Consider the following 18,299-nt stretch of genomic DNA (forward strand, 5'->3'; position numbering starts at 1 on the left):
CGGCGGCACAATATGTTTTGCCACATCGACGGCCTGACCGATGGTTTCCGCGAACGGTGAAGCAACGTCCAGCGAAGTACCCCACCCGAAAATGAAAAATGCCAGTCAGCTTAACTGACTGGCATTAGCCCGAAGGCTGGTTCCTTGATTGTCACACTGGCTTATCAGCCACGCGGCTTGCCGCGGCCACGGCCTGCTGGCTTGTCACCATCAGCCTTGCCTGGACGCTTGCGCATCTCGCTCGGGCGCTCAGCCACCGTGCTGCCACGGTTGGTTTTACGTGGAGCTTCTTCACGCGGCTGACGCGCCGGACGTTCGCCAGTGGCGGCACCTTCGTGTGCCGGGCGCAGGTTGCGCACGCGCTCGCCACGGCCCAGCGGACGGGTCGACTTGCGCTGCAGGCGCTCCATCTTGTCCTTGGCCTTGAGCTTCATGGCTGGCAGCGCGACCGGCTGCAGGCCGACTTCGGCGGCGAGGATGTCGATTTCGCCCTGGGTCATTTCGCGCCAGCGGCCCATCGGCAGGTCGGAATTGAGGAACACCGGGCCAAAACGCACACGCTTCAGGCGGCTGACTACCATGCCCTGGGATTCCCACAGGCGGCGCACCTCACGGTTACGTCCTTCCATCACCACGCAGTGGTACCAGTGGTTGAAGCCTTCGCCACCCGGGGCCTTCTGGATGTCGGTGAATTTGGCCGGGCCATCTTCCAGCATTACGCCGGCTTTCAGGCGCTCGATCATCTCGTCGTCGACTTCACCACGCACACGTACCGCGTACTCACGGTCCATCTCGTAGGACGGGTGCATCAGGCGGTTGGCCAGCTCACCGTCGGTGGTGAACAGCAGCAAGCCAGTGGTGTTGATGTCGAGGCGGCCGATGTTGATCCAGCGGCCTTCTTTCGGCCGTGGCAAACGGTCGAACACGGTCGGGCGGCCTTCCGGGTCGTCCCGAGTGCAGATTTCGCCGTCGGGCTTGTTGTACATGATCACCCGGCGGGTGGCCTCGGCGGCCTCCTCGCGCTTGATCAGCTTGCCGTCCACGGCAATGGCGTCGTGCAGGTCGACGCGCTGGCCAAGGGTGGCCTCGACGCCGTTGACCTTGATGCGACCCTGGCTGATCCAGGCCTCGACATCACGCCGCGAGCCCACGCCAATGCGCGCCAGCACTTTCTGCAGCTTTTCGCCGGATGGCGGGGTGATTTCGGTTTCTTTCAGGTCTTGCTCACTCATCTGGGCACCTCCCGGTGTAGGAATGAAAACAGGGTTCTGGCGACGAACGCGCCAAAAGGCCGCGCATCATACGCGGTTCATCAGGCGAACGCACTGGAGGGTAGAGGGTTTTGTTGGGCTGGGTATGATTTTCTGCCCAGTGGGCTTTGTGCTGGCCTCTTCGCGGGCAAGCCGCCTACAGGTACACGCAACCTTCAGGAGCTGTGATCCCCCTGTGGGAGCGGGCTTGCCCGCGAAGAGGCCAGCGCAGGCAGCAGATCAATCAGGGTTGTGCCTTGTTCTCTTCCTCCACCGAAGGCTCAGGCTCTTCTCCCCGCAAATCATCAAAATCGGTTTTCAAACCGTCTTCCATGGCATCCAGCTCCACCAACAGGCTACGGAAGCTGGTCTCCTCTTTCGGCTCACCAACCTCCTCCTCCCCAAGGCTGGCATCCGCCAACGCCTGCAGGTGCGCAGGCACCGGCGCATCATCCGGGTCGAGTTGCGGCTCTGGTTCCATTTCGCGCAGCTCGGCCAATGCCGGCAGGTCCTCAAGGCTCTTGAGGTTGAAATGGTCGAGAAACGCCTTGGTGGTGGCGAACATCGCCGGCCGGCCGGGCACTTCGCGGTAGCCGACCACGCGAATCCACTCGCGCTCCATCATGGTCTTGATGATATTGCTGTTCACCGCAACGCCCCGCACGTCCTCGATTTCACCACGGGTGATCGGCTGGCGGTAGGCAATCAGGGCCAGCGTCTCAAGCAGCGCCCGCGAATAGCGCTGCGGGCGCTCTTCCCACAGGCGCCCGACCCAAGGGGCATACGCCTCGCGGATCTGCAGGCGATAGCCGCTGGCCACCTCCTTGAGCTCGAAGGCACGGCCATCGCACGACTTGCCCAGCACCTCCAGGGCCCGCCTGAACACCTTGGGCTCAGGGCGCTCGGCTTCCTCGAACAGCTCGTACAGGCGTTCCAGGGATTGCGGCTTGCCCGAAGCGAGCAAGAAGGCTTCGATCAGCGACGCCAGGTCGCGTGGTTCATTCAGGTTCATCGGGTTCTTCAACTGGCGCCGGGCGAAGCCGCACGTGAATGGCGGCGAAAGGTTCATTCTGCACAAGTTCGATCAGCGATTCCTTCACCAGTTCGAGAATGGCCATGAAGGTCACCACCACACCGAGCTTGCCCTCCTCGGCAGCAAACAGCGCGATGAACGGCACAAAGGCACCGCCCTTGAGGCGCTCCAGCACCTGGCTCATGCGCTCGCGGGTGGACAAGGTCTCACGGGTGATCTGATGGCTTTCGAACAGGTCGTTGCGGCGCATCACCTCGGCCATGGACACCAGCAGCTCTTCCAGGCTGACCTGAGGCAACAGCTTGCGTACCTTGGCCTGCGGCGCCTCCAGGCGCGGTACCACCACCTCGCGTCCGACCCGCGGCAACTCGTCGATGCCCTCGGCGGCGGCCTTGAAACGCTCGTACTCCTGCAGGCGGCGGATCAGCTCGGCGCGTGGGTCACCCTCCTCCTCCTCGACGTCGGCGGAGCGCGGCAGCAGCATGCGCGACTTGATCTCGGCAAGCATGGCAGCCATCACCAGGTATTCGGCGGCCAGCTCAAGGCGCACGCTTTTCATCAGCTCTACATAGCCCATGTACTGCCGGGTGATCTCGGCGACAGGGATGTCGAGAATGTCAATGTTCTGCTTGCGGATCAGGTACAGCAAAAGGTCCAGCGGGCCTTCGAAAGCTTCGAGGATGACTTCAAGGGCGTCCGGCGGGATGTACAAGTCCAGCGGCAGCTCGGTCAGGGCTTCGCCATAGACCAGCGCCAACTGCAGTTGCCGAGGCTCCTCGACCCGTTCGGCCGGCGCCTCAGGCGCTTCCAGCTGGCTCACGCGTTGACCAGGAATGGCGTGGGGTCGCCACAACCTTCGCGGATCAGTTCCGGTTCGTCGCCGGAGAGGTCGATGATGGTCGACGCCTTGAGGTCGCCGAACCCGCCATCGATCACCAGGTCGACATGGTGCTCCAGCCGTTCACGGATCTCGTAAGGGTCGGTCATCGGCTCGCTGTCACCCGGCAGGATCAGGCTTACGCTCATCAGTGGCTCGCCCAACTCGGCCAGCAAGGCCAAGGTGATGGCGTGGTCCGGCACACGCAGCCCGATGGTGCGACGCTTATCGTGCAACAGCAGGCGCGGCACTTCACGCGTGCCGTTGAGAATGAAGGTGTAAGGCCCCGGCACATGCGCCTTCAGCAAGCGGAAGGTGCCGGTATCGACCTTGGCATACAACCCCAGTTGCGACATGTCGCAGCACATCAGGGTGAAGTTGTGCGACTTGTCCAGCCCGCGCAGGCGCCGCACCCGCTCGATTGCCGATTTGTCGCCTATCTGGCAACCCAGCGCATAGGCCGAATCCGTCGGATACACCACCACGCCCCCCTTGCGGATGATCTCGACGGCCTGTTTTATCAGGCGCGCCTGTGGGTTCTCCGGATGAATCTGGAAAAATTGGCTCACGTAGTCGTCCTGTTCATAGCGCCAAAGGCTGTTCATGGCTGAATCGACGCCACAAAGGTGGCAGATCCTCGGGCAAAGGCCGATAGGCACCGATCTCGCCCCAGGTGCCGGGGCCGTGGAAGTCACTGCCAGCGCTTGCCAGCAGGCCGAACTCACGGGCAAGGATGGACATGGTGCCCACTTGCTCGGCAGGCATCATCCCGTTGACCACTTCAAGCGCCTGCCCTCCTGCCTGAATATAGTCGGCAATCAGCCGCCTGCGCTTGCTGCGGGTCAGGTCGTAGTGCATGGGGTGCGCCAGGCTCACCCAGGCGTTGGACTGCCTCAGCGTGGCAACGGTTTCGTCGAGCGTCGGCCAGTGCTGCTTGACGTCGCCCAGCTTGCCGGCGCCCAGCCACTTGCGAAACGCTTCGCCACGGTCCTTGACGTGGCCGGCACGCACCAGATACTCGGCAAAATGCGGCCGCGCCGGGGCGTTGCCGCTGTCCCCCAGTTCATGCTGCACGGTGCGCGCGCCTTCAAGCGTGCCGGGCATGCCCTTGGCCGCCAGCCGTTTGTCGATTTCTTCGGCACGCAGCCAGCGGCCGCGGTGCAACGCTTGGATTGCCGCCAGCAACGGCGGTGCGTCGAGCGGGAAGTCATAGCCCAGCACATGGATGGTCGCGCCGCCCCACGTGCAAGACAGCTCCACCCCGCTAACCCAGTGCATCCCCAGGTCAGCGCAGGCCTGGCGCGCTTCGGCCAGGCCCTCGAGGGTGTCATGGTCGGTCAGCGCCAGTGCTTGCACCCCGTGTTCATGGGCCCGGGCAACCAGTACGGAAGGCGACAGGGCGCCGTCGGAGGCCGTGCTGTGACAGTGCAGATCAACATTCATGGAGGAGCGCTTTCGCTGGAATCGATGTTTGTTATTATGCCGTCACATCCCGATTCTGGCTGCCATTGTGAAACAATTCATCGATTTCATCCCACTGCTGCTGTTCTTCATCGTCTACAAGCTCGACCCGCGCCCCATGGAAGTCGCCGGCCATCACTTCGAATTGGGCGGCATCTACAGCGCCACGGCCATGCTGATCATCAGCTCGCTGGTCGTTTACGGCGCTCTGTTCCTGCGCCAGCGCAAGCTGGAAAAGGGCCAGTGGCTGACGCTGATCGCCTGCCTGGTGTTCGGTGGCCTGACCCTGACCTTCCACAGCGAAACCTTCCTCAAATGGAAAGCGCCCGTCGTGAACTGGCTGTTTGCCCTGGGCTTTGCCGGCAGCCATCTCATCGGCGACCGGGTGCTGATCAAGCGCATCATGGGCCACGCCCTGACCCTGCCTGATGCCATCTGGACGCGCCTGAACCTGGCCTGGATCGCTTTCTTCCTGTTCTGCGGCGCGGCCAACCTGTTCGTCGCCTTCACCTTCCAGGACTTCTGGGTGGATTTCAAGGTGTTCGGCAGCCTGGGCATGACCGTGATTTTCCTGGTGGTGCAAGGCGTGTACCTGTCGCGCCACCTGCACGATGACCCTTCTACCTCCAAACCCAAGGATTGACATGCTCTACGCCATTATCGCCAGCGACGTCGCAAACTCCCTGGAAAAGCGCCTGGCTGCCCGCCCGGCGCACATCGAACGCCTGCAGCAGCTCAAGGCCGAAGGCCGCGTGGTGCTGGCGGGCCCGCACCCGGCCATCGACAGCAACGACCCGGGCGAAGCGGGTTTCAGCGGTAGCCTGATCGTTGCCGAATTCGAGTCGCTGGCAGCCGCGCAGACCTGGGCCGATGCCGACCCGTACATCGCTGCCGGCGTGTACGACAAGGTTGTGGTCAAGCCGTTCAAGCAAGTACTGCCTTGACCTGAGACGGCACGGCCCTCTTCGCTACAAGGTACCCACAAACCTTCGGACCTGTGCCATCGCCCGTAGGAGCGGGTTCACCCGCGAAGAGGCCGGGCCTGCTGGCCAATCTCCACCTACCGTTCACCGTTGCCGCCGCTACCGTATTCGCGGGTAAACCCGCTCCTACACAGATTGGTGGTGGACACATCTCGGTGGTTGGACACAGACCGCTGTAGGAGCGGGTTTACCCGCGAAAGGGCCGGGCCTGCCGGCCAATCTCCACCCACCGTTCACCGTTGCCGCCGCTACCGTATTCGCGGGTAAACCCGCTCCTACACAGATTTGTGGTGGACACATCTCGGTGGTTGGACACAGACCGCTGTAGGCGCGGGTTCACCCGCGAAGAGGGCCACGCGGTACCAGCAGTTATACTCAGGTCATCAGTCTGCGGTATCTTTGCCAGTGGCGGACCGAATCACCGCCGTAAATGGTTGAATTGAGTGAGTCATGAGCGAGCTGTTACTGATTGATGATGACCAGGAACTGTGCGAGCTGCTCGGCAGCTGGCTGACCCAGGAAGGGTTTTCCGTGCGTGCCTGCCACGATGGCCAGAGCGCTCGCCAGGCCTTGGCCGAGCATGCGCCTGCTGCCGTGGTATTGGATGTGATGTTGCCCGACGGCAGCGGCCTGGAGCTTCTCAAGCAGTTGCGCAGCCAGCATGCCGAGTTGCCGGTGCTGATGCTGTCAGCCCGCGGCGAGCCGCTGGACCGCATTCTCGGCCTGGAACTGGGCGCCGACGATTACCTGGCAAAACCCTGCGACCCGCGTGAGCTCACTGCCCGCCTGCGCGCGGTACTGCGCCGCAGCCACCCCACCGCCACGACCAGCCAGATGGAATTGGGTGACCTGGTCTACAGCCCTGCGCGGGGTGTGGCCAGCATCGATGGCCGCGAAATGACCCTGACCCTGTCCGAAAGCCGTATTCTTGAAGCGCTGCTGCGTCAGCCCGGCGAGCCGCTGGACAAACAGGAACTGGCGCAGATCGGCCTGGGCCGCAAGCTGACCCTGTACGACCGCAGCCTGGACATGCATGTCAGCAACCTTCGCAAGAAGATCGGCCCACACGCCGATGGCCGTCCACGCATCGTGGCGTTGCGTAGCCGTGGCTATTACTACTGCCTGTAAAGGTGCGCGCCTCATTCGCGGTACAAGGCCGCGCCTGCACGGGCCACTCATCTTTACTTTGCCTTTACCCTCCCCTGACTGCGCTTGACGGTGATCTCCCTAGACTGTGCTCATCCGGTAATCACCGGCCCATGTAAAGGAGAGACACCATGCGCAAGACCCTTATCGCCCTGATGTTCGCTGCCGCTCTGCCGACCGTTGCCATGGCCATGCCTGACGGCGGCCCGCGCCACGACGGCCCGCATCATCGCGGTGATGCGCCTTTCCACCAACTGGACCTGAGCCGCGAGCAGCGCCAGCAGATCGGCAAGCTGATGGGCGAGCAGATGCAGCAGCGCCGCGACATCACCGAGCGCTACCTGTCCAAGCTGCCGGCCGCCGACCAGAAGGCCATGAAGGACGAGCTGAAAGCCAGCCGCGACAAGACCGACAGCGCGGTGCGCAACCTGCTCAAGCCTGACCAGCAGAAGAAGTTCGATGAACTGCAAAAGGAACGCGCCGCCAAGAAAGCCGAGTGGCAGGAGTTCAAGGCCTGGAAAGCTGAAAAAGGCGCCAAGGCCCAGTAAGCTGTCCGCCCCGTGCCCGGCCCGCATCACTGCGGGCCGGGCTTTTCCCGTTTAGGAGGTGCACTTGCGTTCACTGTTCTGGCGCATCCTGGCCAGTTTCTGGCTGGCCATCACCCTGGTCGCAGGCCTGTCGATCCTGCTCGGGCACATGCTCAACCAGGACGCCTGGATCCTCAGCCGCCACCCGGGCCTGAATACCTTGGCCAGCAAGTGGGCCAAGCACTACGAGCGGGAAGGACTGGATGCGGCACAGCACTTTCTGGAACGACGCAAGAACCGCTACAAGATCGACGTGCAGGTGCTGGACGACAGCGGTGAGGCCTTGGTGCCCGGTACCTTCCCACGCCGTGCGGCAGCCCTCGAAGCGCGCCAGCACAATGACCAGCGGCGCTTGCCATGGCGCCGGCTGACCGAGGAATACACCAGCCCCGACACCGGCGAAACCTACTTGCTGATCTACCGCATCCCCCACCCGGCGCTGGATGCCTGGCACCGCGAGAGCCTGCTGTGGCCGCTCAGCGCACTGGGCATTGCCTTGGTCGTGCTGACCCTGTTCAGCCTGCTGGTGACGCTGTCCATCACCCGCCCGCTAAGCCGCCTGCGCAGCGCCGTACACGACCTGGGCCAGACCACCTATCAGCAGAACAGCCTGGCACGGCTGGCAGCGCGGCGCGACGAGTTTGGCGTGCTGGCCAAGGACTTCAACAAGATGGGCGCACGCCTGCAAAGCACCATTGGCAGCCAGCGCCAGCTGCTACGCGATGTATCCCACGAACTGCGCTCGCCGCTGGCCAGGCTGCGTATCGCCCTGGCCTTGGCCGAACGCGCCGAGCCTGAGCAGCGGCAAGCGCTGTGGCCGCGCCTGACCCGCGAATGCGACCGTCTGGAAGACCTGATCAGCGAAATCCTTGCCCTGGCCCGAGTGGATGCCGAACAGGCTCATGCCGAACCAGTCGACATCAATGCCTTGCTCGGCAGCGTACGCAAGGACGCCCTGTTGAGCGCGCCGGAGCAGGACGTGCGCCTGGAGGCGCAGCCGGGGTTGAGCTTGCAGGGTTGGCCAACGCTGATAGAGCGGGCCGTGGACAACCTGCTGCGCAATGCCCTGCGCTTCAACCCGGCCGGCCAGCCGATCGAGGTCAGCGCCGCACGTGAGCAGGACCGTATCGTGATCAGCGTACGTGACCATGGGCCTGGGGCGGCAGCGGAGCACCTGGCGCAACTGGGCGAGCCGTTCTTCCGCGCGCCGGGGCAGGCAGCGCCGGGGCATGGCCTGGGGCTGGCGATTGCACGCAAGGCAGCGGAGCGCCATGGCGGTAGCCTGGTGCTGGAAAATCATCCACAGGGTGGGTTTGTGGCCAGGCTGGAGTTGCCCTTGGCTGAAGCAGCAGGCAGTTGATGGGTGTAACGGCGCCTGGCCTCTTCGCGGGTAAACCCGCTCCTACAGGGGATGTAGATGCCGTTGCAGGAGCGGGTTTACCCGCGAAGAGGCCGGAAGCCTTGATACATCAATCAGTCCAAGGCAGCCTTACTCACCCCAGCCACTGACGAAATCGGCAGTTTCCAGCACCGGCGCCGTCCGCGGCTCGGTCAGCGGCGTGCCGACGTACAGGTAGCCGATCAGCTCCTCGTTCTCGGCCAACCCCAACCCCTTGTGCACATGGGCATCGAAGGCCATGTCACCGGTACGCCACACCGCGCCGATCCCCTGCGCATGCGCAGCAATCAGAATGCCGTGCGCTGCACAGCCTGCGGCCAGACGCTGCTCGGACTTGGGCACCTTGAAGTGGTCCTGCAACCTGGCCACCACCACGATCAACAATGGCGCCCGCAGCGGCATGGCACGGGCCTTGTCCATTGCCGCCTGGCTGGCATCGCCCTTGTGCTGCAAGGCTTCGGCGAACAGCTCGCCGAGCTTCTCGCGGCCCTGGCCTTCAATGGTAAGAAAACGCCACGGCCGCAGCTGGCCGTGGTCCGGGGCGCGCAGGGCAGCCTGGAACAGCGCCTCACGCTGGGCGGCATTGGGCGCCGGGTCGGTCAGGCGTGGCACGGAAACACGGTTGAGCAATGCGTCGAGAGCCTCCATCGGCTACCCTCCTGGCAGTTGAATGTGCGGCCATTCTAGCGTTTACATCACCGGACCCATAGGTAGAATGGCGCCCTTCCGTTTCGAGTCTGAGCAGATCACATGGCGTTGCCGACCTTAAGGATTATTGGTTTCATCATCGGCATCTTCCTGATTACGCTGGCCGTGAGCATGGCCGTGCCCATGGCGACCCTGGTGATCTTCGAGCGCACCGGCGACATGCCGTCGTTTCTCTGGTCGAGCCTGATCACCTTCATCGCCGGCTTGGCCCTGGTGGTGCAGGGGCGCCCGGAGCATGTACACCTGCGCCCGCGCGACATGTACCTGCTGACCGTCAGCAGTTGGCTGGTGGTGTGCGTGTTCGCCGCGCTACCGTTCCTGCTGACCCAGCACATCAGCTACACAGACGCCTTCTTCGAAAGCATGTCAGGCATCACCGCCACCGGCGCCACCGTGCTCAGCGGGCTCGATAACATGTCGCCGGGCATCCTGATGTGGCGTTCGATGCTGCACTGGCTCGGCGGTATCGGCTTCATCGCCATGGCGGTGGCGATCCTGCCGCTGCTGCGCATCGGCGGCATGCGCCTGTTCCAGACCGAATCGTCCGACCGCTCGGAAAAGGTCATGCCGCGGTCGCACATGGTCGCCAAGTCGATCGTGGGGGTTTACGTCGGCTTCTCGATACTGGGCGCGCTGGCCTTCTGGTGGGCGGGCATGAGCCCGTTCGATGCAATCAACCACGCCATGTCGGCTATCTCTACCGGCGGTTTCTCCACCTCCGACCAGTCATTGGCGAAATGGGATATCCCGGCCGTGCACTGGGTTGCGGTGGTGGTGATGATCATGGGCAGCCTGCCGTTCACCCTTTACGTAGCTACCCTGCGTGGCAACCGCAAGGCGCTGATCCGCGACCAGCAGGTGCAAGGTTTGCTGGGCATGCTGGTGGCCACCTGGCTGGTGTTGGGCACCTGGTATTGGTACAGCACCGATCTGCACTGGCTCGATGCCTTGCGCCATGTAGCGCTGAACGTGACCTCAGTGGTCACCACCACCGGCTTCTCCCTGGGTGACTACAGCCTGTGGGGCAACTTCTCGCTGATGCTGTTCTTCTACTTGGGCTTCGTTGGCGGCTGCTCCGGCTCGACCGCAGGCGGTATCAAGATTTTCCGCTTCCAGGTGGCCTACATCCTGCTGAAGGCCAGCCTCAACCAGCTGATTCACCCGCGCGCGGTGATCAAGCAGAAATACAACGGCCATCGCCTCGATGAAGACATCGTGCGTTCGATCCTGACGTTCTCGTTCTTCTTCGCCATCACCATCTGTGTCATGGCGCTGCTGCTGTCGCTGCTGGGCGTGGACTGGATGACCGCGCTGACCGGCGCCGCGGGCACGGTTTCGGGTGTAGGCCCGGGCCTGGGCGAAGTGATCGGCCCGTCGGGCAACTACGCCACGCTGCCTGACGCGGCCAAATGGATTCTGGCGACCGGCATGCTGCTGGGTCGCCTGGAAATCATCACGGTGCTGGTGTTGTGCATGCCGGCGTTCTGGCGTCACTGAGCGCTTCGCCTTCCGTGCCCAGGCGTGCGCGGTACTCGCTGGGCGTGGCATCGAACCAACGACGGAACGCCCGATAGAAGTTGCTGGGGTCGGCAAAGCCCAGCAGGTAGGCGGTTTCCAGCAAGGTCATGCCCGGCTGGGCCAGGTACTGTTCGGCCAGCTCGCGGCGGGTGTCGTCAAGCAAGGTCTGGAAGCTGGTGCCTTCCTCCTGCAGCCGCCGTTGCAAGGTGCGCTGCGACAGGTGCAGGGCCTGGGCCAGGGTTTCGCGCTTGGGCTCACCCTGCGGCAGGATGCGGCACAACACCTGGCGCACGCGGTGGCTGACCCGGCTTTCGGAAAAGCGTGCCAGGTACTCGCCGGCAAACCGGTCGTGCAGCACCGCCATGGCCTCGTTGGCGGTCGGCAGCGGCGCCTCCATGTCGGCCCGCTCGAACACCAGCGCATCATGCGGGGCACCGAATACCAGCGGCGAATGGAACGCCACCTTGTAAGGCTCGACATTCTTCGGCTGCGGCCCCTGCACCAGTACCCGCCGCGGCTGTACCGGCCGGCCACTGAGCCATTTGCACAGCGCCAGCGCACAGGCCAGCGACGCTTCGGCGCTGTGCCGGGTCGGCGGCAGGTGGTCGCCATGCACGGTCAGAATCAGCGAGTAGCCCTCGGCGCCAAGGACGAAACTGAGGTCGGAGCTTTCGGCGATGATGCGCTGGTAGCGCACCAGGCGCTCGAAGCCCTCGGCCAGGGTGCGGCTTGACATCAACGCATAGCCCACCACATGGAACGACGCCGGGCGGACCACCCGTGCCATGTTCAGGCCGATGGCCTCATTGCCCGACAGCTCCACCGCCAGTTGCCAGAGGCGGGTCATGGAATCTTGAGGGAAACGTGCATCAGGGTCATCGAGGGCGGCAAAGTCCAGCCCCAACTGCTTGAACATGGCTCTGCAATCCAGCCCTTCCAGTTCAAGTGCCTTCACGATCCCTGATGCCCAACTGGCTGACGTTGTTCTTTCGCTCATGACAGGCTTCTTTTACCGACCGCTCCTGCGGTGAACCCCAAGGATACTCATTTGGCGCCTATTGTCACTGGTAGGCCCCGTCAGTCACTCTAGACTCGAATCAGGCTCCACGCCGTGTATCTTGTCCAGAAGTATTAATCCCGGAGCACTGCCATGAACAGCAAAGCGCAGTTTCGCAGTTTTGCCGAGTTCTATCCGTACTATCTTGGGGAGCACAGCAACCCCACCTGCCGCCGTCTGCACTTCGTCGGCACCAGCCTGGTGATAGCGCTGCTGGCCTACACCATTGGCAGTGGCAAATGGTTGCTGCTGCTGGCCGTGCCGGTGTTCGGCTATGGCTTTGCCTGGGTCGGGCATTTCTTTTTTGAGAAAAACCGGCCAGCGACCTTCACCTATCCGCTTTACAGCCTGGCCGGGGATTTCGTGATGTTCCGGGATATCCTGCTGGGCAAGCTCAGGCTGTAAGCATCTGAGGCCCTTAAGCCGGCTCGCGCAACGCCGCCGCTGCCTGTGCCTCAGCCAGCCGATACAGTTCGACACTGCCGTCCCAATGCTCGATCAGTGCCGTGCACGATTCCACCCAGTCCCCGCAATTGAGGTAGTCCACCTCACCCACCTTGCGGATTTCGGCATGATGGATATGCCCGCACACCACCCCATGAAAACCACGGCGGGTGCACTCGTGGGCAATGGCATTCTCGAAGTCACTGATGAAGTTCACCGCCCCTTTCACCTTGTGCTTCAGGTACGCAGACAGCGACCAGTAACCATAGCCATACCGCGCACGCCAGTGGTTGAGCCAGCGGTTGAGCACCAAGGTGAATTCGTAGGCGCGGTCACCCAGAAACGCCAGCCAGCGGTGGTAACGGGTAATCACATCGAACTGATCGCCATGGACCACCAGCAGACGGCGGCCATCGGCTGTCAGGTGCTCGGCCTCGTCCACCAGCTGAATGTTGCCCAGAATCAGCTTTGAGTAGCGGCGCAGGAATTCGTCGTGGTTGCCGGTGACGTAGATCACCTCGGTGCCGCGCTTGCTCATGGTCAACAGCCGGCGGATCACGTTGGTGTGAGCTTGCGGCCAGTAGATCCCGCCGCGCAGTTTCCAGCCATCGATGATATCGCCCACCAGGTAGACACGGTCAGCCTGGTAGCCCTTGAGAAATTGCGACAGGTGTTCGGCCTGGCAGTCGCGGGTACCCAGGTGCACGTCGGAGATCCATAGGGTACGCACGCGTTGCTTGCGCGAGGGGCGGGACAGTTCGGCATGGGTCATGGGCAGGCTCCGGCGCAGTTTGCTGGAGACTGGCAGGCGTACATGACAGCGCCATGGCAAAACAGTGACGAGTGATGGCGTGCAGGGATTGAGGCACAATGGGCGCCCGCCCTGCGAGGAAGCCCCCATGACCGCCGGCCCGATCCTCTCGCTGCGCCATTACCGCGACAGCCTGATCGCCCACAGCCACGAACACCCGCAACTGGTGTTCGGCCTGCGCGGCCGCCTGGAGTTCGAGGTCCAGGGGCATGGCGCCGGGATCGATCGGCAGGGGCTGGTAGTGGTCCCGGCGGGTGCTCATCACACGTGCGCCAGCGATGCCGGCAGTGATTGCCTGGTGCTTGATGTGCCTGGGGAGCCTTGGTTGCGCGAGCACCTGGGCGAGCATGCCGATGCCAGCCGCCGCCTGCTCGACCGCCCCGTCACCCTGGGCCTGGATGAACGCCAGCAGCAACTGGTGGACTGGCTGGCGAGCAGCCCCATGCACGACCCGTTGATCGCCAGGCAAGGCGCGGCACTGCTGCTGGCCAGCCTCAACGCCACGGCGGCAGCCAGCGTGCACACCAGCCAGCGCCTGCCCTACGCAGCCTTCGATGCGCATATCGAACAGCATGCTGCCTACCCGCTGCAGGTTGCCGACCTGGCGCGCATCGCCGGGCTGTCCATTGCCCGACTGCATGCGCGCTTTACCGCAGAGTGCGGGATGACTCCGATGGACTACATTCGCCAGCGGCGTTTGCTCAAGGCGCGGCGGCTAATCGTGCAGACCGTGCTGCCGATGGGCGAAATTGCGGCGCAGGTGGGGTATAGCTCGCAAAGTGCCTTTTCAGCGGCGATGCTGCGGGCGTTCGGGTGTACACCGTTGGCTTTGCGACGAGAGCCTGGCGATAACTGACAGCAGTCTTGCGACAGAATGTGTTTGCCTGAGGCTTTACACTTTGCCTTTACCGGCCCTTTCGCGGGTAAACCCGCTCCTACAGGATTTCCGCAGCCCTGAAGGTTGTGCACAACCTGAGCGGGTTTACCCGCGAAAGGGCCGGCACTGCCTGTAGAGATCTTCATCAAGGACTACCATGAACCACCGCACCGCCCTCGGCGCACTGCACATTGGCGCGCTGTTCTTCGGCCTTACCGGCGTCTTCGGCAAACTGGCTGCCAGCGCCAACCCGGCGATCATCGTCTTCGGTCGCGCTGCCTTCGCCGTACTCGCCCTGGCCCTGTTCGTCAGCCTGGCCGGCCCGGGCTGGCAACGCCTGAACAGCCAGGACGCGCGCCGCCTGTTGCTCGGCGGCGTGCTGCTGGCCGGCCACTGGGTCAGCTTCTTCATCGCCGTCAAAGTGGGCGGCGTGGCCATCGCCACCCTCGGCTTCGCCAGCTTCCCGGCCTTTACGGTGATCCTCGAAAGCCTGCTGTTCCGCGAGCGAATCCGCCGTAACGAAGCGGTATTGGTCGTGCTGGTCAGCATCGGCCTGATACTGGTCACGCCGGCATTCGATCTGGCCAGCGAAGCCACCGGCGGCCTACTCTGGGCACTGCTCTCGGGCCTGCTGTTCTCGCTACTGTCACTGACCAACCGGGCCGGCTCCGGCCGTTTGCCTGCGGTACAGGCAGCCCTGTGGCAGAACCTGGTGGTGGGCCTGTGCCTGCTGCCGTTCGCGGCGCCCGGCCTGGCCGACGTTGCGCCCCTGGACTGGCTGTGGATCGCCCTGCTCGGCATCTTCTGCACGGGAGTGGCGCACAGCCTGTTCGTTGCCAGCCTGGCGGTGATCAAGGCGCGCACCGCCGCCGTCGTGTTCGGCATGGAGCCGGTCTACGGCATTGCCGTGGCCTGGGCAGTATTCGCCGAGACCCCGACCGTGCGCATGCTGCTGGGCGGCGCGCTGATCATCCTCGCCATCGTGCTGTCCAGCCGTCTGGCTGCCGAGCAACCGCCCAGGCAGCGACCACTGACCGAGGGCGCCTGATCAGCGGTCGTTGTGACCAAGATCACGCTGCGGGTCGATCTGGTCGCGCACCCGCTGCTTCAGTACCTTCGCTTCGGGGAAACCACCGTCGGCCTTGCGCTCCCAGATCTGCACGCCATTGCAGGTGATGCGGAAGATACCCCCGGTACCCGGCTCCAGCACTACCCGGCCAAGGTCGTCGGCAAAGGTGCTGAGCAGTTCCTGAGCCAGCCAGGCAGCACGCAAAAGCCACTGGCACTGGGTGCAATAGGTGATGACGATTTCCGGCTTGTTGTCAGCCATGGTGAAACATCTCCAGGTAAAGGGCCGCTTATACTAGCGGTCTTTAGCCCACGGTTTGAGACTCACGATGCGCCGTTTGCTGCTCTGTTTTCTGCTCCTCATTACCTCCCTTACGGCAATCGCTGCGGAACCCGCCAGGCCCAAGGTCGGCCTGGTATTGTCTGGCGGTGCAGCCCGTGGCCTGGCCCACATTGGCGTACTCAAGGCGCTGGAAGAACAGGGTGTGCGCATTGACGCCATCGCCGGCACCAGCATGGGCGCGGTGGTCGGCGGCCTGTACGCCTCGGGCTACAGTGTCGAAGAGCTGGAAAAACTCGCTACCACCCTTGACTGGCAACAGGCGCTCTCCGATGCCCCGCCGCGCGAGGATGTACCGTTCCGACGCAAGCAGGATGACCGCGACTTCCTGGTCAAGCAGAAGCTCAGTTTTCGCGACGATGGCAGCCTGGGCCTGCCGCTGGGTGTGATTCAGGGCCAGAACCTGTCAATGCTGCTGGAAAGCAAACTGGCGCATACAGCCGACACCCGCGACTTCGACAAGCTGCCCATTCCCTTCCGCGCCGTGGCCACCGACATCGCCAGTGGCGAAAAAGTCGTATTCCGCCGCGGTCACCTGCCCCAGGTAATCCGCGCCAGCATGTCGATCCCCGCCGTGTTCGCCCCGGTCGAACTGGACGGCCGCCTGCTGGTGGACGGCGGCATGGTCGACAACATTCCGGTGGATGTGGCCCGCGAAATGGGCGTGGACCTGGCCATCGTGGTCGACATCGGCACCCCGCTGCGCGATCGCAAACAATTACTGACGGTGGTCGACGTGCTGAATCAGTCGATCACTTTGATGACCCGCCGCAACTCCGAAGAACAACTGGCCAGCCTGCACCGCGACGACATCCTCATCCAGCCATCGTTGACCGCCTTCGGCGTGACAGATTTCGGCCGCGCCCGCGACATGATCGACGCCGGTTACCGCGCCACTCGCCTGCTTGACCCGCGCCTGGCCGCCCTGCGCCAACTCGAGGGCGACGCCAGCCTGGCCGTGGCCCGCTCGCCGCGCCAGCGCACGCCGGTAATTACCGCAATCCGGATCGAAAACGACTCCAAGGTCAGTGATGATGTGATCCGCTCGTACATCCGCCAGCCGATCGACGCACCGCTGGAACTGGACCGCCTGCAGACCGACATGGGTACGCTGTATGGCCTGGACTACTTCGACAGGGTGCAGTACCGCGTGGTGCACAAGGGCAACGACAACACCCTGGTGATCAACGCCCGCGGACGACGCGGCGGCACCGACTACCTGCGCCTGGGCCTGAACCTGTCCGATGACCTGCGTGGCGACAGCGCTTTCAACCTGGGCGCCAGCTACCGGGTCAACGGCATCAACAGCCTTGGCGCCGAATGGCTGACCCGCGGCCAGATCGGCGATAAGCAAGAGCTGTACAGTGAGTTCTATCAACCCCTGGATGTGGGCTCACGCTACTTCATCGCGCCGTACCTGGACCTGGGCTCGCAGAACATCGAAGCGACCCTGGACAACGACCCCGTCGCCGAGTATCGCCTGGAGCGCTACGGCTTTGGCCTGAATGTAGGCCGGCAGATCGGCAACAGCGGTGAAGTGCGCCTGGGCGCGGGCAAGGCCTGGGGCGAAGCCGAAGTGCGCATCGGCGACCAGGACTTGCCCAAAGTCAGTTTCAACGAAGGTTTCTACGAACTGAAGTACTCGTTCGACACCCTCGATAACGTGTACTTCCCGCACCATGGCGAGGACATCAGCCTGACCTTGCGCAAATACGACAAGTCGCTGGACTCCGACCAGGATTACCGGCAGTGGCTGTTTAACCTGGACAAGGCCATCAGCAGCGGGCCGAACACGTTCGTGCTGGGTGGGGGCTACGGGCGCACGCTGGACGATACCGAAGTGGTGACGTCGAGCTTTGTGATAGGCGGGGCGCGACAGCTGTCAGGCTTCCGCCAGGACTCGGTATCGGGGCAGAACGTAAGCCTGTTGCGCATGGTCTATTACCGCCGGCTGACGCCGCGGGCCTATGTGCCGCTGGACTTCCCGTTATACATCGGCGGTTCGCTGGAGCGTGGGCGGGCATGGAACAACGACAACGAGTTCGACAGTGGGTACATCAATGCGGCGAGCATCTTCCTGGGGTTGGAGACGCCTCTAGGGCCGCTGAACTTCAGCTATGGCGCCAACAGTGCACATGAACAAGCGGTGTACCTGAACCTTGGGCACACCTTCTGAGGCTTGCACTGCACCTGAATCGATGGGCGGGCTCAGGACTTTTCGAGGTTGGCCAGGATCTTGGCATGCACGCGCATACAGACCTGCAAGTCAGCCTCGTCCACGCCGGTAAACAGCTCGACCCGCAGCTGGTTGGCGATGGTCTCGATCTGATCGATCAACGGCTTGGCCGGCGGGCACAGCACAATCTTCTTCGCCCGCCGATCCTCCAGCACCGCCTGACGACGCACCAGCCCTTGCGCTTCCAGGCTGTCAAGCAGACGCGCCAGGGTCGGGCCTTCAACGCCTACGCTCTGGGCCAGCTCACGCTGGGTCGGGGCTTCCTCGAAGCGAGCCAGGTGCAGCAACACCAGCCAGCGCGCCTGGGACAGGTTGAGCCCGGCCAGGCGGCGGTCCAGCTCGGCACGCCAACCTCGGGACATCTGGGCCAGTTGCATGCCAAAGCGGTGTTGGTTGTCGTTCAGGGGCATAAGGAGCTCATTGAGTAGATCTAATTATTAGGCAGCTAACCATGCCCTGCCCCACGAGGCAAGGCTCGGCCACGCCTGCTCGGTCGAAAATCGT

Annotated in this window: 20 protein-coding genes; 10 read left to right on the forward strand and 10 right to left on the reverse strand. The window is 63.4% G+C overall.

Annotated features, from left to right (window positions below):
- Positions 1-164 precede the first annotated feature (164 nt).
- The 5 genes from rluB to ACYCCG_RS06805 all read right to left on the reverse strand — a co-directional run bounded on the left by rluB (position 165) and on the right by ACYCCG_RS06805 (position 4,603).
- Positions 165-1,232, reverse strand: coding sequence for a 23S rRNA pseudouridine(2605) synthase RluB (rluB, locus tag ACYCCG_RS06785; protein ID WP_176685218.1), 1,068 nt, complete (start codon positions 1,230-1,232; stop codon positions 165-167).
- A gap of 262 nt (positions 1,233-1,494) precedes the next feature.
- A complete protein-coding gene (gene scpB, locus ACYCCG_RS06790) occupies positions 1,495-2,262 on the reverse strand; it encodes an SMC-Scp complex subunit ScpB (protein WP_176685217.1) in 768 nt (255 codons plus the stop codon).
- Positions 2,249-2,989, reverse strand: coding sequence for a segregation and condensation protein A (locus ACYCCG_RS06795; protein WP_162149596.1), 741 nt, complete (start codon positions 2,987-2,989; stop codon positions 2,249-2,251). The genes scpB and ACYCCG_RS06795 overlap by 14 nt, the downstream gene beginning before the upstream one ends.
- Before the next feature lie 110 nt (positions 2,990-3,099).
- On the reverse strand, positions 3,100-3,729 hold the full coding sequence (locus tag ACYCCG_RS06800; protein ID WP_103444853.1) for an L-threonylcarbamoyladenylate synthase: 630 nt from the start codon (positions 3,727-3,729) through the stop codon (positions 3,100-3,102).
- A 13-nt stretch (positions 3,730-3,742) separates the two neighbouring features.
- Positions 3,743-4,603: a PHP domain-containing protein gene (locus ACYCCG_RS06805; RefSeq protein WP_459669852.1), complete on the reverse strand. Its 861-nt coding sequence runs from the start codon at positions 4,601-4,603 to the stop codon at positions 3,743-3,745.
- Positions 4,604-4,670: 67 nt separating this feature from the next.
- On the opposite strand from ACYCCG_RS06805, the gene ACYCCG_RS06810 reads away from it, so the two are divergent.
- From ACYCCG_RS06810 to ACYCCG_RS06830, 5 genes are all read left to right on the forward strand, one after another.
- Positions 4,671-5,264 (forward strand): septation protein A, encoded by a 594-nt coding sequence (locus tag ACYCCG_RS06810; RefSeq protein WP_209967413.1) that lies wholly within the window; start codon positions 4,671-4,673, stop codon positions 5,262-5,264.
- 1 nt (position 5,265) lies between these two features.
- A complete protein-coding gene (locus tag ACYCCG_RS06815; RefSeq protein WP_003254549.1) occupies positions 5,266-5,565 on the forward strand; it encodes a YciI family protein in 300 nt (99 codons plus the stop codon).
- Positions 5,566-6,054: 489 nt separating this feature from the next.
- Positions 6,055-6,732: a response regulator transcription factor gene (locus ACYCCG_RS06820; RefSeq protein ID WP_209967416.1), complete on the forward strand. Its 678-nt coding sequence runs from the start codon at positions 6,055-6,057 to the stop codon at positions 6,730-6,732.
- Positions 6,733-6,881: 149 nt separating this feature from the next.
- Entirely contained in the window at positions 6,882-7,298 is a 417-nt protein-coding gene (locus tag ACYCCG_RS06825; protein WP_103444750.1) for a Spy/CpxP family protein refolding chaperone, read from the forward strand.
- Between the two features lie 58 nt (positions 7,299-7,356).
- Positions 7,357-8,697, forward strand: coding sequence for an ATP-binding protein (locus tag ACYCCG_RS06830; RefSeq protein WP_209967418.1), 1,341 nt, complete (start codon positions 7,357-7,359; stop codon positions 8,695-8,697).
- Between the two features lie 129 nt (positions 8,698-8,826).
- On the opposite strand, the gene ACYCCG_RS06835 is transcribed toward ACYCCG_RS06830, so the two are convergent.
- A complete protein-coding gene (locus ACYCCG_RS06835) occupies positions 8,827-9,384 on the reverse strand; it encodes an NAD(P)H nitroreductase (protein ID WP_209967420.1) in 558 nt (185 codons plus the stop codon).
- 102 nt (positions 9,385-9,486) lie between these two features.
- Here ACYCCG_RS06835 and ACYCCG_RS06840 point away from each other — a divergent pair, with 102 nt between their 5' ends.
- Positions 9,487-10,941, forward strand: a complete 1,455-nt coding sequence (locus ACYCCG_RS06840; RefSeq protein WP_021783436.1) for a TrkH family potassium uptake protein — start codon at positions 9,487-9,489, stop codon at positions 10,939-10,941.
- Here the strand turns inward: ACYCCG_RS06840 and ACYCCG_RS06845 are convergent.
- Positions 10,898-11,959, reverse strand: coding sequence for an AraC family transcriptional regulator (locus ACYCCG_RS06845; RefSeq protein ID WP_209967422.1), 1,062 nt, complete (start codon positions 11,957-11,959; stop codon positions 10,898-10,900). The genes ACYCCG_RS06840 and ACYCCG_RS06845 overlap by 44 nt on opposite strands.
- Before the next feature lie 153 nt (positions 11,960-12,112).
- Here ACYCCG_RS06845 and ACYCCG_RS06850 point away from each other — a divergent pair, with 153 nt between their 5' ends.
- Positions 12,113-12,424 carry an Mpo1-like protein gene (locus ACYCCG_RS06850; RefSeq protein WP_014590083.1) on the forward strand — a complete coding sequence of 104 codons (312 nt, stop codon included), beginning with the start codon at positions 12,113-12,115 and terminating at the stop codon, positions 12,422-12,424.
- Positions 12,425-12,437: 13 nt separating this feature from the next.
- Here ACYCCG_RS06850 and ACYCCG_RS06855 read toward each other — a convergent pair whose 3' ends face one another.
- Positions 12,438-13,235 carry a UDP-2,3-diacylglucosamine diphosphatase gene (locus ACYCCG_RS06855; RefSeq protein WP_209967425.1) on the reverse strand — a complete coding sequence of 266 codons (798 nt, stop codon included), beginning with the start codon at positions 13,233-13,235 and terminating at the stop codon, positions 12,438-12,440.
- A 127-nt stretch (positions 13,236-13,362) separates the two neighbouring features.
- Between ACYCCG_RS06855 and ACYCCG_RS06860 the strand changes: the two genes are divergently transcribed.
- Both ACYCCG_RS06860 and ACYCCG_RS06865 read left to right on the forward strand, forming a co-directional pair.
- Entirely contained in the window at positions 13,363-14,130 is a 768-nt protein-coding gene (locus tag ACYCCG_RS06860; RefSeq protein ID WP_459669857.1) for a helix-turn-helix transcriptional regulator, read from the forward strand.
- A gap of 178 nt (positions 14,131-14,308) precedes the next feature.
- A complete protein-coding gene (locus tag ACYCCG_RS06865; protein WP_339443852.1) occupies positions 14,309-15,199 on the forward strand; it encodes a DMT family transporter in 891 nt (296 codons plus the stop codon).
- On the opposite strand, the gene ACYCCG_RS06870 is transcribed toward ACYCCG_RS06865, so the two are convergent.
- Positions 15,200-15,481, reverse strand: a complete 282-nt coding sequence (locus ACYCCG_RS06870; RefSeq protein WP_459669860.1) for an Rdx family protein — start codon at positions 15,479-15,481, stop codon at positions 15,200-15,202.
- A gap of 67 nt (positions 15,482-15,548) precedes the next feature.
- Here ACYCCG_RS06870 and ACYCCG_RS06875 point away from each other — a divergent pair, with 67 nt between their 5' ends.
- Entirely contained in the window at positions 15,549-17,735 is a 2,187-nt protein-coding gene (locus ACYCCG_RS06875; protein WP_459669863.1) for a patatin-like phospholipase family protein, read from the forward strand.
- A gap of 32 nt (positions 17,736-17,767) precedes the next feature.
- On the opposite strand, the gene ACYCCG_RS06880 is transcribed toward ACYCCG_RS06875, so the two are convergent.
- Positions 17,768-18,205 (reverse strand): MarR family transcriptional regulator, encoded by a 438-nt coding sequence (locus ACYCCG_RS06880; RefSeq protein ID WP_010955198.1) that lies wholly within the window; start codon positions 18,203-18,205, stop codon positions 17,768-17,770.
- Between the last annotated feature and the right edge of the window lie 94 nt (positions 18,206-18,299).

It is taken from the genome of Pseudomonas sp. VEM90, assembly GCF_054611535.1.

Coding starts and splice junctions, on each gene's coding strand:
- rluB (WP_176685218.1), bottom strand. CDS start 1,232: ATGAGTGAGCAAGACCTGAAAGAAACCGAAATCACCCCGCCATCCGGC.
- scpB (WP_176685217.1), bottom strand. CDS start 2,262: ATGAACCTGAATGAACCACGCGACCTGGCGTCGCTGATCGAAGCCTTC.
- ACYCCG_RS06805 (WP_459669852.1), bottom strand. CDS start 4,603: ATGAATGTTGATCTGCACTGTCACAGCACGGCCTCCGACGGCGCCCTG.
- ACYCCG_RS06815 (WP_003254549.1), top strand. CDS start 5,266: ATGCTCTACGCCATTATCGCCAGCGACGTCGCAAACTCCCTGGAAAAG.
- ACYCCG_RS06820 (WP_209967416.1), top strand. CDS start 6,055: ATGAGCGAGCTGTTACTGATTGATGATGACCAGGAACTGTGCGAGCTG.
- ACYCCG_RS06825 (WP_103444750.1), top strand. CDS start 6,882: ATGCGCAAGACCCTTATCGCCCTGATGTTCGCTGCCGCTCTGCCGACC.
- ACYCCG_RS06835 (WP_209967420.1), bottom strand. CDS start 9,384: ATGGAGGCTCTCGACGCATTGCTCAACCGTGTTTCCGTGCCACGCCTG.
- ACYCCG_RS06840 (WP_021783436.1), top strand. CDS start 9,487: ATGGCGTTGCCGACCTTAAGGATTATTGGTTTCATCATCGGCATCTTC.
- ACYCCG_RS06845 (WP_209967422.1), bottom strand. CDS start 11,959: ATGAGCGAAAGAACAACGTCAGCCAGTTGGGCATCAGGGATCGTGAAG.
- ACYCCG_RS06850 (WP_014590083.1), top strand. CDS start 12,113: ATGAACAGCAAAGCGCAGTTTCGCAGTTTTGCCGAGTTCTATCCGTAC.
- ACYCCG_RS06855 (WP_209967425.1), bottom strand. CDS start 13,235: ATGACCCATGCCGAACTGTCCCGCCCCTCGCGCAAGCAACGCGTGCGT.
- ACYCCG_RS06860 (WP_459669857.1), top strand. CDS start 13,363: ATGACCGCCGGCCCGATCCTCTCGCTGCGCCATTACCGCGACAGCCTG.
- ACYCCG_RS06865 (WP_339443852.1), top strand. CDS start 14,309: ATGAACCACCGCACCGCCCTCGGCGCACTGCACATTGGCGCGCTGTTC.
- ACYCCG_RS06870 (WP_459669860.1), bottom strand. CDS start 15,481: ATGGCTGACAACAAGCCGGAAATCGTCATCACCTATTGCACCCAGTGC.
- ACYCCG_RS06875 (WP_459669863.1), top strand. CDS start 15,549: ATGCGCCGTTTGCTGCTCTGTTTTCTGCTCCTCATTACCTCCCTTACG.
- ACYCCG_RS06880 (WP_010955198.1), bottom strand. CDS start 18,205: ATGCCCCTGAACGACAACCAACACCGCTTTGGCATGCAACTGGCCCAG.